The organism is Pseudomonas sp. AD21 (assembly GCF_002878485.1).
GTDB lineage: Bacteria > Pseudomonadota > Gammaproteobacteria > Pseudomonadales > Pseudomonadaceae > Aquipseudomonas.
Window position 1 is genome coordinate 75200 of sequence record NZ_NQYG01000008.1, and the last position, 16483, is coordinate 91682.

At 62.5% G+C, this 16483-nt stretch carries 10 protein-coding genes and 2 pseudogenes; 3 read left to right on the forward strand and 9 right to left on the reverse strand.

Annotation, left to right across the window (positions count from 1 at the left end; translation table 11 throughout):
• Positions 1–2: 2 nt before the first annotated feature.
• Together treS and glgB are read left to right on the forward strand one after the other, a co-directional pair.
• Positions 3–3344, forward strand: coding sequence for a maltose alpha-D-glucosyltransferase (gene treS, locus PseAD21_RS07305; protein ID WP_102355108.1), 3342 nt, complete (start codon positions 3–5; stop codon positions 3342–3344).
• A 2-nt stretch (positions 3345–3346) separates the two neighbouring features.
• A complete protein-coding gene (gene glgB / locus PseAD21_RS07310; protein WP_102355109.1) occupies positions 3347–5578 on the forward strand; it encodes a 1,4-alpha-glucan branching protein GlgB in 2232 nt (743 codons plus the stop codon).
• A gap of 193 nt (positions 5579–5771) precedes the next feature.
• Here the strand turns inward: glgB and PseAD21_RS07315 are convergent.
• A pseudogene (locus PseAD21_RS07315) lies at positions 5772–8326 on the reverse strand (autotransporter outer membrane beta-barrel domain-containing protein).
• Between the two features lie 194 nt (positions 8327–8520).
• Complete coding sequence (locus PseAD21_RS07320) at positions 8521–9303, reverse strand: endonuclease/exonuclease/phosphatase family protein (RefSeq protein WP_102355187.1); 783 nt, start codon at positions 9301–9303, stop codon at positions 8521–8523.
• A 120-nt stretch (positions 9304–9423) separates the two neighbouring features.
• Between PseAD21_RS07320 and PseAD21_RS29965 the strand changes: the two are divergent.
• Positions 9424–9558: pseudogene (locus PseAD21_RS29965) on the forward strand (DUF6124 family protein); the annotation flags it as partial.
• A gap of 193 nt (positions 9559–9751) precedes the next feature.
• On the opposite strand, the gene PseAD21_RS07330 reads toward PseAD21_RS29965, so the two are convergent.
• The 7 genes from PseAD21_RS07330 to PseAD21_RS07360 form a co-directional block, all read right to left on the reverse strand.
• Positions 9752–10510 (reverse strand): PIG-L deacetylase family protein, encoded by a 759-nt coding sequence (locus PseAD21_RS07330; RefSeq protein ID WP_102355111.1) that lies wholly within the window; start codon positions 10508–10510, stop codon positions 9752–9754.
• A 157-nt stretch (positions 10511–10667) separates the two neighbouring features.
• A complete protein-coding gene (locus PseAD21_RS07335; protein WP_102355112.1) occupies positions 10668–11354 on the reverse strand; it encodes a glycosyltransferase family 2 protein in 687 nt (228 codons plus the stop codon).
• Positions 11351–11950: an SAM-dependent methyltransferase gene (locus PseAD21_RS07340; protein WP_102355113.1), complete on the reverse strand. Its 600-nt coding sequence runs from the start codon at positions 11948–11950 to the stop codon at positions 11351–11353. Before PseAD21_RS07340 ends, PseAD21_RS07335 begins: the two co-directional genes overlap by 4 nt.
• Entirely contained in the window at positions 11947–12717 is a 771-nt protein-coding gene (locus tag PseAD21_RS07345; protein ID WP_102355114.1) for a PIG-L deacetylase family protein, read from the reverse strand. Before PseAD21_RS07345 ends, PseAD21_RS07340 begins: the two co-directional genes overlap by 4 nt.
• On the reverse strand, positions 12714–13712 hold the full coding sequence (locus PseAD21_RS07350; RefSeq protein ID WP_102355115.1) for an acyl-CoA dehydrogenase family protein: 999 nt from the start codon (positions 13710–13712) through the stop codon (positions 12714–12716). Before PseAD21_RS07350 ends, PseAD21_RS07345 begins: the two co-directional genes overlap by 4 nt.
• 1 nt (position 13713) lies before the next feature.
• Positions 13714–15873, reverse strand: a complete 2160-nt coding sequence (gene glgX, locus PseAD21_RS07355) for a glycogen debranching protein GlgX (protein ID WP_102355116.1) — start codon at positions 15871–15873, stop codon at positions 13714–13716.
• Between the two features lie 250 nt (positions 15874–16123).
• Positions 16124–16459, reverse strand: a complete 336-nt coding sequence (locus PseAD21_RS07360; protein ID WP_102355117.1) for a DUF2934 domain-containing protein — start codon at positions 16457–16459, stop codon at positions 16124–16126.
• Positions 16460–16483: the final 24 nt, after the last annotated feature.

Genomic DNA, 16483 nt, shown 5'->3' on the forward strand with positions numbered 1-16483 from the left:
ACATGGCGAAGAAACCCAAAGCAGCCACCTTCATCAAAGACCCGCTCTGGTACAAGGACGCGGTGATCTATCAAGTACACGTCAAATCCTTTTTCGACTCCAACAACGACGGGATCGGCGACTTTCCCGGCCTGATCGCCAAACTCGACTACATCGCCGAACTCGGCGTCAACACCATCTGGCTGCTGCCGTTCTACCCCTCGCCACGTCGCGACGACGGTTACGACATCGCCGAATACCGTGGCGTGCACAGCGACTACGGGACCATGGCCGACGCCAAGCGCTTTATCGCCGAGGCGCACAAGCGCGGCTTGCGGGTGATCACCGAGCTGGTCATCAACCACACCTCCGACCAGCACCCGTGGTTCCAACGCGCGCGCAAGGCCAAACCAGGCTCGGCGGCGCGGGACTTTTATGTGTGGTCGGATGACGATCAAAAATACGACGGCACGCGGATCATCTTCCTCGACACCGAAAAGTCCAACTGGACCTGGGATCCGGTCGCCGGCCAGTACTTCTGGCACCGTTTCTATTCGCACCAGCCCGACCTGAATTTCGACAACCCGCAGGTGATGAAAGCGGTGCTGTCGGTGATGCGCTACTGGCTGGACATGGGCATTGACGGCCTGCGTCTCGACGCCATTCCATACCTGATCGAACGCGACGGCACCAACAATGAAAACCTGCCGGAGACCCACGACGTCCTCAAGCAGATCCGTGCCGAGATCGACGCCAATTACCCCGACCGTATGCTACTGGCCGAGGCCAACCAATGGCCGGAAGACACCCAGTTGTACTTCGGCGACACCGATGCGGCGGGTGTCAATGGTGACGAATGCCACATGGCGTTTCACTTCCCGCTGATGCCGCGCATGTACATGGCGCTGGCCCAGGAAGATCGCTTCCCGATCACCGATATTCTGCGTCAAACCCCCGAGACTCCTGCCAACTGCCAGTGGGCAATCTTCCTGCGCAACCACGATGAGTTGACGCTGGAGATGGTCACCGACAAGGAGCGCGATTACCTGTGGAATTACTACGCCGCTGACCGTCGCGCGCGGATCAACCTCGGCATTCGCCGGCGTCTGGCGCCGTTGATGGAGCGTGATCGCCGCCGCGTCGAACTGCTCAACAGCCTGCTGTTGTCGATGCCGGGCACGCCGACCTTGTATTACGGCGATGAAATCGGCATGGGCGACAACATCTATCTTGGCGACCGCGACGGCGTGCGGACCCCGATGCAATGGTCGATCGACCGCAACGGTGGTTTCTCCCGCGCCGACCCGGCAAGCCTGGTGTTGCCGCCGATCATGGACCCGCAATACGGCTACCTGTCGGTGAACGTCGAAACCCAGGCTGGCGACCCGCATTCGCTGCTCAACTGGACGCGACGCATGCTCGCCGTGCGCAAGCAGTCCAAGGCCTTCGGGCGCGGTACGCTGAAAATGCTCTCGCCGAGCAACCGGCGGATTCTGGCTTACACCCGGGAATTCACCGACGCCGACGGCAAGCACGAAATCATCCTCTGCGTGGCCAACGTATCGCGCAGCGCGCAGGCGGCGGAACTCGATCTGTCGGCGTACGTCGGCATGGTTCCGGTGGAGATGCTCGGGGGTAATGCGTTCCCGCCGATCGGCCAGTTGAATTTCCTCCTGACCTTGGCGCCCTACGGTTTCTACTGGTTCGCCCTGGCAGCGGAAAACCAGATGCCGAGCTGGCACGTGGAACCGGCGCAGAGCCTGCCGGACTTCACCACGCTGGTGCTGAAAAAACGCATGGAAGAACTGCTCGAAGCGCCGACCCGCAACACCCTGGAGCAGGGCATTCTGCCGAGCTGGCTGCAGAACCGCCGCTGGTTCGCCGGCAAGGACGCGGCCATCGAGCGGGCGCATCTGGCTTACGGCGTGCGCTTCGGCGATGCGCAGCATCCAGTGCTGCTCAGCGAAATCGAAGTCACCAGCGCCGGACAGACCAGCCGCTATCAACTGCCGTTCGGTTTCATCGCGGAAGATCAGGTTGGCCCCGCACTGCCGCAGCAACTGGCATTGTCCCGGGTACGGCGTGGGCGTCAGGTCGGGCTGATCACCGATGCGTTCAGCCTCGAAGCGTTCATTCGCGCGGTGCTGCAAGGCATGCAGAACAACACGGTGCTGAATTGCGAAGAGGGCGAGATTCGTTTCGCACCGACTGCGCAGCTGGAAAAACTCGGCCTCGGCGCCGAGTCGGAAGTGCGTTATCTGTCCGCCGAGCAATCGAACAGTTCGGTGGTGATCGGCAACAGCCTGGTGCTGAAGCTGATACGTAAAGTCGCTTCTGGCGTACACCCGGAACTGGAGATGAGCGCTTACCTGACCGAGGCCGGATTTGCCAATATCTCTCCGCTGCTTGGCTCGGTGATTCGCCGCGACGCCAAGGGCGAAGACAATCTGCTGATGATCGCCCAGGGTTATCTGAGCAATCAGGGCGACGCCTGGGAATGGACGCAGAACAACCTCGAACGGGCGTTGCGAGATGAACTGGCTGACGCCATGTCCGAGCAGGAGCAGCATTACAACGCCCTCGGTGAACTCAAGGATTTTGCCGGCATGCTCGGCCAGCGTCTGGGCGAGATGCACCAGGTGCTGGCGGCGCCGAGCGACAACCCGGATTTCGCCCCGCAAAGCACCAGTGGCAAGGACGCCTTGGCCACTGGCAAGGACGTTGCGGCGCAGGTCGAGCATGCGTTGAAGTTGCTCAAACAGCATCAGGGGCATTTGGGTGCGGCGGATCAAAAACGGGTGACGCGGCTGCTCGACAACAAAAAGATCATCCTCGGTCACGTGCAGGAATTGGCGAAACAAACGGTCGGCGGGTTGCGTATTCGCGTCCACGGCGATCTGCATCTGGGCCAGGTGCTGGTGATCAAGGGCGATGCCTACCTGATCGATTTCGAGGGTGAGCCGGCACGGCCGCTGCACGAGCGTCGTGGCAAACACAGCCCGTACAAGGACGTCAGCGGGGTGCTGCGCTCCTTCGATTACGCCGCAGCGATGACCATCAACGTGCACAACGTCGATCACAGTCCTGAGTCCAAAGCAGCGCGGCATCGGGTGGCCGAGCGCTATTTGCGTGAGGCCCGAGAGGCATTTGTGCAGGCATATCGCCGCGCGGCAGCTAGTCTTGATCATGCCTGGCAGGATCCTGCGGGTGCCGACGCTGCGCTTGCGCTGTTCGGCCTGGAGAAGGCGGCCTATGAAGTGGCCTATGAAGCCGAAAATCGCCCCACGTGGCTGCCCGTGCCGTTGCACGGTTTGTATGGGTTATTGACGGGGCTTAAACCCTTTTCCGATCTTGGTGGAGAGTAGTCATGAGTTTCTCGAACAAGGAACAGGGTCACGCCAAAGAGGCATTGTTGCCGTTGGCGCAGGACATCGATGCCTTGGTGCGCGCCGAACACCACGACCCGTTTTCCATTCTCGGTCCGCACGGCGATGGTGCCGGCGGGCAATTCATCCGGGCTTATCTGCCCGGCGCGTTGAAAGTTGAAGTGCTGGACAAGGACAGCGGTGAAGAGCGCGGCGAACTGACCGCCACCGAAACCCCGGGGCTGTTTGTCGGGCACTTTGCCCAGGCGCGGCCGTATCTGTTGCGCACCCGCTGGTCCGGTGGCGAGCAGGTGGCGGAAGATCCCTACAGCTTCGGCCAGTTGCTCGGGGAAATGGATTTGTATCTGTTCGCCGAAGGCAACCACCGCGACCTGAGCGGTTGCCTCGGCGCACAACTGACAAGCGTTGATGGCGTGGAGGGCGTGCGCTTTGCCGTATGGGCGCCGAATGCCCGCCGGGTGTCGGTGGTCGGTGACTTCAACGTGTGGGACGGGCGCCGCCATCCGATGCGTTTGCGGCATCCGTCCGGGGTCTGGGAGTTGTTCATTCCGCGCCTGCAGGCGGGGGAGTTGTACAAGTACGAAATTCTCGGTGCCCACGGCATTCTGCCGCTCAAGGCCGACCCGATGGCCCTGGCCACCAGCCTGCCACCGGACACCGCCTCGAAAGTCGCCGCGCCGCTGCAGATCAACTGGCAGGATCAGGACTGGATGAGCGGCCGTCGCGAGCGGCAACAGCATTCGCAGCCGCTGTCGATCTACGAATTGCATGCCGGATCGTGGCAGTGCGAACTGGACGATCTGGGCGAAGTAGCCCGCCAGTACACCTGGCCGGAGCTGGCCGAGCGGCTGATTCCTTACGTCAAGGAACTGGGCTTCACCCACATCGAACTGATGCCGATCATGGAACACCCGTTCGGTGGTTCGTGGGGTTATCAGTTGCTCTCGCAATTCGCCCCGAGTGCGCGTTACGGCACGCCGGAGCAGTTCGGCGAATTCGTCAACGCCTGTCACCAGGCCGGTATCGGCGTGATTCTCGACTGGGTGCCGGCGCATTTCCCCACCGATACCCATGGCCTGGCGCAGTTCGACGGCACGGCGCTGTACGAATACGGCAACCCGCTGGAAGGTTTCCATCAGGACTGGGACACGCTGATCTACAACCTCGGGCGCACCGAAGTGCACGGCTACATGCTGGCGTCGGCGCTGCACTGGTTGAAGCATTTTCACGTCGATGGCCTGCGGGTCGACGCGGTGGCCTCGATGCTTTATCGCGATTATTCGCGCAAGGCCGGCGAATGGGTGCCGAACCGCCACGGCGGCCGGGAAAATCTGGAAGCCATCGATTTCCTCCGGCACTTGAATGACGTGGTCGAACTGGAAGCGCCGGGCGCGCTGGTGATTGCCGAAGAGTCCACCGCATGGCCGGGCGTCAGCCAGAGCACCCAGCAGGGCGGCCTCGGTTTTGCCTACAAATGGAACATGGGCTGGATGCACGACTCGCTGCACTACATCCAGCAGGACCCGGTGTACCGCGCGCATCATCACAACGAGCTGAGCTTTGGTCTGGTCTACGCCTGGTCCGAGCGCTTCATCCTGCCGATTTCCCACGACGAAGTGGTGCACGGCAAGCACTCGCTGATCGACAAAATGCCCGGCGATCGCTGGCAGAAGTTCGCCAACCTGCGCGCCTACCTGAGCTTCATGTGGACCCACCCGGGCAAGAAGCTGTTGTTCATGGGTTGCGAGTTCGGCCAGTGGCGCGAGTGGAATCACGATCAGCAACTCGACTGGTATCTGCTGCAGTATTCCGAGCACAAAGGCGTGCAGAAACTGGTCGGCGACCTCAATCGCCTGTACCGCGACGAACCGGCGCTGCACGATCAGGACGACGCGCCGCAGGGATTCCAGTGGCTGATCGGCGATGATGCGATCAACAGCGTGTATGCATGGCTGCGCTGGAGCAAGGACGGCAAACCGGTGCTGGTGGTGGCCAACTTCACCCCTGTGCCACGTCAGTCCTACCGTGTTGGCGTGCCGTTCGCCGGGCGCTGGACCGAGCTGCTCAACAGTGATGCCGACACCTATGCCGGGTCCAATTATGGCAATGGCGGTGGCGCGTTCACCGACGAGGTGGCGAGCCATGGGCAGTCGCTGTCGCTGGAGTTGAATCTGCCGCCGTTGGCGGTGTTGATTCTCAAGCCTGAGGGCTGATCCGGCACCACGTCGATCCTTTCGCGAGCAAGCCCGCTCCCACAAGTACGATGCAAGACCTGTGGGAGCGAGCCTGCTCGCGAAGGCGTTGGTCATGACACCGCAGGCCCCGGCCCTTACCGCTTTGTACTTACAGCGGGCGCGCTATCCTCAGTGATCGCATACAGCGCGAAAAGCGCGCCCGGCTATTGGTCTACCAACTGATGCGAACACCGAGATTTGCGGCCAGGCCACGCAGGTCATTGCTGTCAATATTGCTACTGTAGTCGGTGCTGGCGTAGACGCTCACGGCGCGGTCGAGGGACAGCACGACGCCGAGACCGACATCTGCAGTCGAGGACTTCTGTTCGCTGTCGATGGTATCGGTGTCGTCGAACGTCACTGAGTCGGTACCGGAAAAGGTGTGCCACAGGTTGGCCCGCAGATAAGGCTCCAACGGCAGTCCGTTGACCTGATAACGGCCCATGAGTCGTGCACCGAGGCGACCGGTCCAGGCGCCGTCGGAGTCGAACGACACCCGGGAGATGCCATCATCCTGGCTGTCGAGGGAGAGTGTCTGGTGGATCACTTGCACTTGCGGCTCGATCACCCAGGTCTCGTTGAGGGCGAACGGGTAGCCGGCCTCGGCGGAGAGCGTCAGGGCATGGCCGCGATTGTCCAGTTTCAGCCCGCGGTCGGAGCGGTTGTCGCCGTCGAAACGCGTGCCCATCGCCACGGTATCGATGTACCAGCCGTAGGGATCGGTCAGCGTCCAGTACAGGCCATAGCTGTCGCCCTCGAGCTTGATCTTGCCCGCACTGTTGTGTTCAAAACCTTCGTTAAAGCCATCGACATCACCCTGAATCCGGCTGTGGCCGACCAACAGGCCGATGCGTTGGGTCTGACCGCCGGAGGTTTGCCAGCTGTACAAATCGTTGCCGACTTGAAAACCATTGAGTGAACCGTTCAAGTGCGGCGTGACGGTGCCGGCCCAGGTCTGGTCGAGGTTCTTGCCGTAGACCCGGCCCCAACCGGCACCGAAGGCACCTGTTTCGCTGAGCAGGCGTTGATCGCCCTGACGATCATGAAACGTGCCGAGCGCGCTGAGGGCCAGTTGGGCGGCGGCGGGTGGCAGCACCGACCAGTTCGGCACCTCAGGACGATAGATCGGGATCGGCGCGGCGCCTGCCACGGCGGCAGGCAACACCGGCAGTACCGGCAAATCAGGGCTGGCGATGGGCGGTGCCGGTGCGCCTGGCGCGAGAGCCACTGGAGTAATCTGCGCGACAACTGGCGGCGCGACTACCGGCACCAGAGTCGGCGGCAGCGTCGGATCCGGGTTGGGCACGCTGACCACTTGCGGTGCGACGACGGCGGAGCGCAGGTACCAGCTGTTTTCGGTCCCGGCGGTGACGCCGCCCTTGAACAGGTAGTAATCGTAAGCGCCGACAGACACCGGACCGCTGAAGCTGAAGGCGTTGTTGGTGCTGACCGTGGAACCTTGGGCCTGCACCACTTGAATGCCGTTTTCCTGGGTCAGCCCACCGATCCCGCCGAGGTTGGTGACGGAGATGACAGTGGCACCGCTCAGGTTGCCATTGTTGACCACCAGTTTGTCGCTTGGCGCGCCATCGGCGCCTAGCTCGCTTTGCAGCAACAATTGCCCGCCGTTGCCGACGTAGTTGCCGTTTACCGTCAGCGTGTCATCGGTGCGGCTGTTGTTGCGCGTCAGGTCGATGACCCCGGCGTTGTTGAGCGTCACCGCTTGTCCGGCGACGGCAGGTGATACGGCGCCTTGAGTGGAGAACACGCTGCTGCCGGCATCCACATTCAACACGCCAGTGCCGCTGGTGGCATCGCCGAGCAGCAAGGTGCCGGAGCCCAGATCCAGTTGCGAGGCGTTGTTCAGGTTCACCGTCTCCCAATTGCTGAAGCGCCCGGGCAACGCGGTGCGAGCGTTGTCGAAAGTCAGCACATCGTTGCCGGTGCCGCCATCCACGCTCGGTGTCAGGGCGAGAAGGCTGTCATCCAGATTGCGCAGTGTCGCGCTGTCGTTGCCGTCGCCCATCAGGATTGCTGAACGGATGATCCCTCCGCCGTCCCACAGCAAGGTGTCGTTACCGACGCTGGCGCGGATCTCACCGACAATTTCACCGCCGCTCACGGTGATGCTGTCGTTGCCACCACTGACGCTGATGTTGCCGCCGATGCGCCCGCCGGAAACGGTAATGGTGTCGGTGCCGAAGCCGGTCACCAGATTGCCGAGGATCTGCCCGCCGGACAGATCGAAGATGTTGTTGTCGAGTTTCATGTCGACGCGGCCGATGGTGCCGCCGGTCATGCGCGCAACGTCGCCGTCCTCGAAAGCACCGACGATGGTGCCACCGGTCATCAGGAAGGTATCGCGGCCGTCGCCCTGTGCCAGCGAGCCGATGGAACCGGCGCTCATGACGAAGTCGTCGACGCCGGCGCCCTGGCTGACCGCGCCGGTAATCACGCCAGATTGCATGTTCACCCGGTCGGCGCCGGCGCCGAAGGTTACGCTGCCATTGATCTGGCCAGTGCTATTGGTGGGGAAGGTCAGGCTGTTGTTGCCCGCAAGATCTGTCAGCGAACCGCTGGTGCCGCTGTCACAGGTGAGGCATCGTTGCCGGGGCCCGCTACCAGTGAACAGGCGGCAGAGGCGGGGGGGGTGTTGAGCAACAGGAGCGAGGCAGGCAGCAGCAAAGCCTGCGGCAGCGCCCGCAGGTGTCTGGTGTAATGCTTCATGGCGATTCCCTACGGCCAGATTCGGGGAAATCATCCTTGAGCGAGCCTTGGACCTGCCTCCCGATGTAACTGAGGCAATACGTGAGATCCATGCTCTAACGAATTGAATACGCTGATCTTTGAGCTGCTTTAAGTGTAGAAGGTTTTGCCCGCCGAGCAAACATGACTGACCAACGGTCATGTCAGAACTGCGCTTACAGATGCACTTCAACCGCCAGCGGCAAGTGGTCCGACAGGTGCGTCCAGGGTTTGTTGCCAAGGATTTGCGGGTCGTGGCTGCTGGCGTTGCGCAGGTAGACACGGTCCAGGCGCAGCAACGGGAAACGTGCCGGATAGGTCTTGGCCGGACGACCGTGGTGGCGCTCGAAGGCTTCGTGCAAGTCTTCGCGGCGGGCGAGGGGCAGGTTGCCCTGCAATTGCCAGTCGTTGAAGTCACCGGCAATGATCACCGGTGCGCCGTCGGGCAGCGATTCGAGCAATTGGCAGAGCAGTTGCAACTGCAATTGGCGGTGGCTTTCCAGCAGACTCAAGTGCACGCAGATCGCGTGCACCTCGGCGTGCCCCGGCACGTCCAGCACACAGTGCAATAACCCCCGACGCTCGGGCCCGGTGATCGACACGTCGAGGTTGCGGTATTCGCGGATCGGGTACTTCGACAGCAGAGCATTGCCGTGGTGGCCATCGGGATAGACCGCATTGCGCCCGTAGGCAAAGTCGCTCCACATGCTGTCGGCGAGAAATTCGTACTGCGAGGTTTGCGGCCATTCGTTGTAGCGATTGGAATGTCGCTCGTGTTCGCCCACCACTTCCTGCAGAAACACCAGATCGGCCGAGGTGCTGCGCACCGCTTCGCGCAACTCCGGCAGGATGAAGCGCCGATTGAGGGCGGTAAAGCCCTTGTGGGTATTGACCGTCAGCACACGCAGACGCTGGATGGCGGGGGCGTCGACGGCGTGACGCTTGGGATCGCTGGACACGTTCACTCCTCTGAAAAACGGCTTCCTTCTCATGCGACTGGTCTGTGCGCGGGCAGTTCCTTCCAGATGCCTCAGGCCGGAATACAAATCACCAGAGCCGCCGGGAAACCTGTGGGAGCGAGCTTGCTCGCGAATGCGCTGTGTCAGTCAGCAGAAGGGCCGAGTCGCAATACGGCGCTGGGCATTGCGCAAGCGGTGATGCTGGGGGAGTTGGCGGTGAATCAGGCGCTGGATAACGTTGTGCCAAAGGAATAGGCGCCGGCAGTAATGGCCTCATCGCGAGCAGGCTCACTCCTACAGTGAATCTGCGTTGGTCACAGGTAATGTGCCCTGACAAAAATCCCTTGTGGGAGCGAGCTTGCTCGCGAATGCGCTGTGTCAGTCAGCACTTTAAGTGCCTGACACTGCCTCTTCGCGAGCAAGCCCGCTCCCACAGGGGATGGGTATCTCAGATGAAGACGATTTCGTAGGGCAAGCGCATCCGCTCCAGGATCACCCGCGGCAGCAGGGGCGCAATGCCGATGGCCGGTTCGCCCTTGAGCTGGCTGGCGTAGGCATGGGTGGCGTGGCTTTTGCGCGCCACGGTCCAGGTATCGAGCCTCAATTTACGCGCACGTTCCCAAGGGATCAGGTGCTGATCGCGTTCCGGCCAGTGCCAGGCCCAGACCGGCACGTCATGGAAGGTTGCCCCGACTTGTGCCGCTGCTTTGGCACTGGCATTTCCCACCGCTTCGTGGTCGTCACTGCCATCGTTGTTCCAGGTGCTGAAGACCACGTCACCAGGGCGCAGGTAGCGGGCAATGAAGTGGGTGAGGTCTGCCTCGCGCTCAAGCAGCGCGTTGTCGGTGAACCCGCCGCGTACCCATTTCAGGCTGTGCATCGGCAGTCCGAGGCGGCGCAGGGCCTCGACGCTTTCCTGCGGGCGAAATACGCTCAGGCGTTTTTCCGACCATTGCCGCGAGCCGGGGTGGCTGGCGCTGCCATCGGTGATCGAGAGTAATTGCAGGGGGTGGCCGAGGCTGGAAAGCAGTTGCAGGAGGCCGCCGCAGGTCACCACTTCATCGCCTGGGTGCGGGGCGACCACCACCGCTCGGGCACCGGGGGGTACCAGACTGTGGGTATTGATGACGGGAATGTTGTCCAGTTGCGGGGCGCCGTTCCATATCTGCGCCGGCAGCGGATTGTCGCTGAGGGATAACGGTTTCATGGGTGCTACGTCCTTGTCGTGTCTGGCCCTCAGTCGTACAGACGCCGTGGAAAAACAGGCGTGCGCGACCCGTGAAGGCGGATGGATTGCCGTGCGACGCTCCGAACCCTGGATTGCCGCGCAGCAGAGTATTGCTCAAGACTGCCGATTCGTCGCGTCACAGATCAATCTGATCCGCTTTTTTTTGCTCCAACTGTGCCAGATGTCGAAGATAATCACCGAATCCACCCCGTGCGCGGCTGTTCAGGCGGGCGCTGGTGTGCACTTGTGGGCGATGGCTCCAGGCGATGTCGGCGCCGGACAGTTCCAGTTGTCGTACCAGGTGCACATCCTCGTCGCAGGCCAGCGGCGGGAAGCCGCCGGCCCAGCGATAGGCGTCGGCACTGACCCCGAGGTTGGCGCCGTGGATGTGCCGATGCCCGTCGCGAGCCTGATAGTGGCGGTGATAGCGGATCTGTGCGGCTGCATCGAAGGTCTGATCCCAATGCTCGACAGTCACGGTGCCGCATACCGCGTCGGCGCCAAGCCCAAGCTGCGCCACCAGCCAGTCATCGGCCACCCGGCTGTCGGCGTCGGAACAGGATATCCAGCGCGCACCGCGCTCCAGCAGGACTTGCGCGCCGGCGGCCCGGGCCTGCCCGACGTTGCGTGCGTCGATGTGCAGGCTCTGCACCGGATAGTTGCTGACGATCTGCGCCGAGCGATCGGTGCAGCTGTCGAGCACCACCAGCACTTCCACTGGTTCGCCGGCCAATAGCCCGTGTTTGCTGGCGCGCAGCGCAGCGGTGAGGCATTGCCCAAGCAGGTCTTCCTCGTTGTGCGCAGGAATCACAATACCGATCATCGCAGGCCCTCCAGCGTTGCCACCGAGCGCGGTTCGCGGCTCCAGACTTCAAGAATGAAATCCGCTTCCTGATGCAGCGCCACACGCGGCAGGGGCAGTTGCGCGTGGATCAGGTCGTGGACCTGACGCGCATTGAGCGGGCAGCCTTCGATCGGCGGGCGCCAGTGGCAGGCCAGCAATTGACCGTCGGCGGTCAGCGATTCACTGATGCGCCGGATCACGTCTGTCAGATCCTGGGCGTCGAGGTAGTAGCCGATTTCGCTAAATACAATCAGGTCGAATTTTTCCTCCGGCCAGTCGCCGGGCAAGCGACTTTGGCGCACTTGGGCGTGGTCAAAAAGACTCAGTCGGGTCCGCGCCAGATTCACCGCCGCGCTGGCAGTGTCGCAGCACAACAGACGGTCGCAACGCCCGGCGAGTTCGGCGCTGAGTTCGCCGTTGGCGCAACCGGGTTCGAAGATTGCCCGATAATGCGCGCGGGGCAGGGCGGCGAGGGTGATGGCGCGTTTGCGCTGTTCGTACCAGCGCTCGCGAAAGGCCCAGGGGTCGTCGTTGGCGCTGAACAGGCCTTCGAAGTAGCGATCATCGACGCTCATAGAAACACCACTTCAAAAGGTTGCAGCAGACGATCCAGCACGTAGGGCGCGAGCACCGGTGGCAGTCCGGCATCTGGGTCGCCTTCCAGTTGACTGGCGAACGCGTGCACTGCGTGGCGTTTGCGCGCGACCTGCTCGGCGGACAACAGGATCTTGCGCGCCCGATACCACGGCACCGTGGCGTCTTCGGGATCGGCCCAGTGCCAGGTCCACACCGGCAATTCGTGACAGCTGGCACCGACCCGCCGTGCGGCTTCGATGCTGGCGCGGCCGACGGCCTCGTGATCGCAATGGCCGTCTTCGCACCAGGTGCTGAACACCACGTCACCGGGCTGTAAATGGCGTTCGATGAACTCGACGAGGGTTTGTTCCTGAGCGGCGACCTGGGTGTCGGTGAAGCCTGCGCGCAACCATTTCATCCGGTGCAGCGGCACGCCGAGACGGCGCAGGGCTTCGGCTGACTCCTGTGGGCGAACCACGCTCAGACGCTCCACTGGCCAGCGCTCGGAGCCGGGGTGACTGGCGCTGCCATCGGTGACCGAGATCAATTCCAGAGGGCGACCGGCTGCCGCGAGCAACTGCAGCAGGCCGCCACAACCGAGTACTTCATCGTCCGGGTGCGGGGCGACGATCACGGCGCGGGCACCGGGCGGCACCAGGCTTTGGACATCGATGCTGTCCAGCGCAGCCAGTTGCCGGGAATGTTGCCATTGGTACAGGGAGGTGCCCTGGCCGATGATCGGGTTGGGTTTGCTGGCGGCGTTCATAGTGTCCAGGCCTCCTCGGGGTGTTCGGCAATCTGTTGGCCGAGGGCAGCCAGGTCGCGCTCGGCGTGGCTCTGGCGCAGGAATACCGGAAGATCAGCGCTCAACCGCGCGAAGTGCCGATCCTTGCAAAACGGCCCGGCACCGAGCGCTCGCCCGACTTCGCGCAGTACTTGCTCGGCGGTTTGTTCGACCACGGCGCGAGCACGCCGGGCCAGCAATTCAGCATGGGTCTCGGGGTGCGCGTCGATGTGCAGCGCACTGAAGCGCAGCACGCTGGCCGCCGCGTACAGCGCCGCATCGACCGCGCCGAGATGGGCCAGGGCATGCGGCTCCTGGCGATGTGCGCAGTGTTGGCGCAGGGTCTCGGCAATCTGCTGTGTCGCGCCGTACCAGCACGCGGCGATGCCGATCCCGCCTTGCCAGAAACCGGGGCGTTGCAGGTAATCGCCGGGGTTACCGATGGCCTGCGCTTCGGCGCCGTCGAACAGCACCTCGACGCTGCCGGTGGCGCCCATGCCGACCGCTTGCCAACCCTCATTGGTAATGCTCACGCCCGGTTGATCGAGCGCTACTGCAACCAGTTGCTGGCGCTCATCGGCGTCCCACGCGGTGAGCAGCGCATGGCTGAGCACCGCCGCCCCGGAGCACCAGGCCTTGCGCCCGTCGAGGCGGACCATGTGCCCGGCCGGCGTTATTTGCACCCGCGCCTGTGGCGGTTCGGCAGCCCACATGCCCCAGGTGCTGCCCGGCGTTGGCGAACCGCCGAGTTGTTCGATGATCGCCAGCGCGTCGGTGTGGCCTTCATACAGTTTGCACAAACCCAGATCGTGCCCGCCGACCTCGGCCAGGCGCTGAAAGCGCTCCAGCGTGCGGCCACTGCCGGGTAACGGCAGTTGATCCAGCCCGGCCTCGACCATCGCCCGCAGGCAGTGGCCGAGGGCCGAGGTGTCGCGATAGTCCGGCGGACGGCGCGCCAGATAGCTGTGCAGGTCCATATCAGTCTTCTTCTTCGCGTTGCAGTTCGAACAGCAGTAGCGAACGGCCGGTGACGGAATATTCATGGCCGAACTCGAAACGCTCCTGACCGCGAACTGCCGGTTGATTGGTGTCGACCATGCAGGTCCAGAAACTGCCTTCGGGCACTTCCGGCAGCTTGAAATTGACGATGTCGTGATGCGCGTTGACCACCAGCAGCAACGTCGCATCGCCACCCTTGCGACGGATCCCGGTTTCCTGGGCGCGGCCGTCGAGGAGCATGCCCAGGCAACGGTTATGCGCGTCGTGCCAGTGTTCAGTGGTCATCTCGGTGCCGTCCGGCGCCAGCCAGGTCACGTCCTTGACGCCGATGTCCTCGTTATATTCACCGACCAGAAAACGCCCACGACGCAGGATCGGATAAGCCAGGCGCAACTTGATCAGGCGTTTGACGAATTTGAGCAGCGCCTTGCCGTCCTCGCTCAGGTCCCAGTTGACCCAACCGATCTCGCTGTCCTGGCAGTAGGCGTTGTTGTTGCCGTCCTGGGTGCGGGCGAATTCGTCGCCGGCGACGATCATCGGCGTGCCCTGGGCCAACAGCAGGGTGGCGAAGAAGTTGCGTATCTGCCGGTGACGCAGGGCATTGATCTCGGGATCGTCGGTCGGGCCTTCGACGCCGTGGTTCCACGACAGGTTGTTGTTGCTGCCGTCCTGATTGTTTTCGTCGTTGGCCTCGTTGTGCTTGTCGTTGTACGACACCAGGTCATTGAGGGTGAAGCCGTCGTGGGCGGTGATGAAGTTCACCGACGAATACGGCCGCCGCCCGCGCTGGTTGAACATCTCGCCCGACGCGGTCATGCGGCTGGCGAAGTCGGCGACCTGGCCGTCGTCACCTTTCCAGAACGCGCGCACGGTGTCGCGGAACTTGTCGTTCCACTCGACCCAGCCCGGCGGGAAATTACCCACCTGATAACCGCCGGGGCCGCAGTCCCACGGCTCGGCAATCATTTTCACCTGACGCAGCACCGGGTCCTGACGGCAGGCGACGAGGAAGCTGTGACGCTCGTCGAAACCGTCGTGATAACGCCCGAGAATGGTTGCCAGGTCGAAGCGGAAACCGTCGACATGCATCTCGCTGGCCCAGTAGCGCAGCGAGTCCGTGACCATTTGCAGCACGCACGGGTGACTCAGGTCCAGCGTGTTGCCGGTGCCGGAATCGTTGATGTAGAAGCGCTTGTCGTCGGGCATCAACCGGTAGTACGAGGCATTGTCGATACCGCGCATCGACAGGGTCGGACCTTGCTCGTTGCCCTCGGCGGTGTGGTTGTAGACCACGTCGAGGATCACTTCCAGATTGGCCTCGTGCAGGTGCGCGACCATTTCCTTGAACTCGGCGATCTTGCCGCTGGCCAGGTAACGCGGGTCCGGGGCGAAGAACGCGATGCTGTTGTAGCCCCAGTAATTGGTCATGCCCTTGTGCAGCAGGTGTTGGTCGTTGACGAAGGCGTGGATCGGCAGCAATTCCACCGACGACACGCCGAGTTTGCGAATGTGCTCGAGCACGTCGTCGACCATCAACCCGGCAAATGTGCCACGCACGTTTTCCGGCACCGCTGGATGACGCATGCTGATGCCGCGCACGTGGGTTTCATAAATGATCGTCTTGTCCCACGGCACGCTGACACGGTGGTCGTTGCCCCAGGTGTGGGCCGGGTCGATGACTTTGCATTTGGGCACGAACGGCGCGCTGTCACGTTCGTCGAAACTGAGGTCGGCATCCGGGTGGCCGATGGTGTAGCCGAACAGTGCCTCGGACCATTTCAACTGTCCGACCAGTTGCTTGGCGTAGGGGTCGATGAGCAATTTGTTGTGGTTGAAACGATGACCATTGGCCGGGTCGTAAGGGCCATACACGCGATAGCCGTAGATCAGCCCCGGGTGGGCGTCGGGCAGATAGCCGTGAAAAATCTCGTCGGTGTATTCCGGCAGTTCGATGCGTTCGAGTTCGACTTCGCCGGCATCGTCGAAAATGCACAGTTCAACCTTGGTGGCGTTGGCCGAAAACAGCGCAAAGTTCACCCCCAGGCCATCCCAGGTCGCACCGAGCGGGAAGGGCAGGCCTTCACGGATTCTGGACGGCTCGGCGTGCGCGGCGGGCTCGGCTTGCTTTGGACGGGTCATGATTGCTCCTGCAAAACGGGTTGGTTCGAATAACGGATCAACTGTGGGAACAGAATCTGTGGTGAGGGGATTTATCCCCGATGGGTCGCGCAGCGGCCCTGCGACTGCTTCGCAGCCGATCGGGGATAAATCCCCTCACCACAGACATCTGTCCCTGACAGGGGGTGTTTGAGGTTTCTCGAGGACGAGTTGGCCCTCGGTGGCGAGCGAACCCGCCACACGGTCATTCAGTTCAATAATCCCGGGTGGGTCAGTTGGCCGGGGGCTTGCGCGGGGCGCGCGGCTTTTTTTCGGCGGCTTTTTCGCCCGGTGGAATCACTTTGGCGGCGCTGGATGGCTTGGCTTTGGCGTCCGCAGGCGTCTTGGGTTTGGCCGCCGGCGTCTTGCTTTCGGTGGCTTTGCCGGTCGCAGTCTTGCCGGCAGTTTTGCTGCCAGCGGCCTTTGGCGACTTCTTCGGTGCCAGGGCCTCGGCTTCGGCCAGTTTGCGCGCCATCTCCCAGTGGCGCGCTTCGTGACCTTCAGGCTTACCTTCCGATTCCCAGATCTGATAGGCGAACTCGCGGATGCGTTTATCGTCGGTACTCATCGCAATGCTCCTGAACTGAACTCG

Excerpts from the sequence above, each read along its gene's own strand:
- treS (WP_102355108.1), top strand. The coding sequence starts at position 3 with ATGGCGAAGAAACCCAAAGCAGCCACCTTCATCAAAGACCCGCTCTGG.
- glgB (WP_102355109.1), top strand. The coding sequence starts at position 3,347 with ATGAGTTTCTCGAACAAGGAACAGGGTCACGCCAAAGAGGCATTGTTG.
- PseAD21_RS07330 (WP_102355111.1), bottom strand. The coding sequence starts at position 10,510 with ATGAAACCGTTATCCCTCAGCGACAATCCGCTGCCGGCGCAGATATGG.
- PseAD21_RS07335 (WP_102355112.1), bottom strand. The coding sequence starts at position 11,354 with ATGATCGGTATTGTGATTCCTGCGCACAACGAGGAAGACCTGCTTGGG.
- PseAD21_RS07340 (WP_102355113.1), bottom strand. The coding sequence starts at position 11,950 with ATGAGCGTCGATGATCGCTACTTCGAAGGCCTGTTCAGCGCCAACGAC.
- PseAD21_RS07345 (WP_102355114.1), bottom strand. The coding sequence starts at position 12,717 with ATGAACGCCGCCAGCAAACCCAACCCGATCATCGGCCAGGGCACCTCC.
- PseAD21_RS07350 (WP_102355115.1), bottom strand. The coding sequence starts at position 13,712 with ATGGACCTGCACAGCTATCTGGCGCGCCGTCCGCCGGACTATCGCGAC.
- glgX (WP_102355116.1), bottom strand. The coding sequence starts at position 15,873 with ATGACCCGTCCAAAGCAAGCCGAGCCCGCCGCGCACGCCGAGCCGTCC.
- PseAD21_RS07360 (WP_102355117.1), bottom strand. The coding sequence starts at position 16,459 with ATGAGTACCGACGATAAACGCATCCGCGAGTTCGCCTATCAGATCTGG.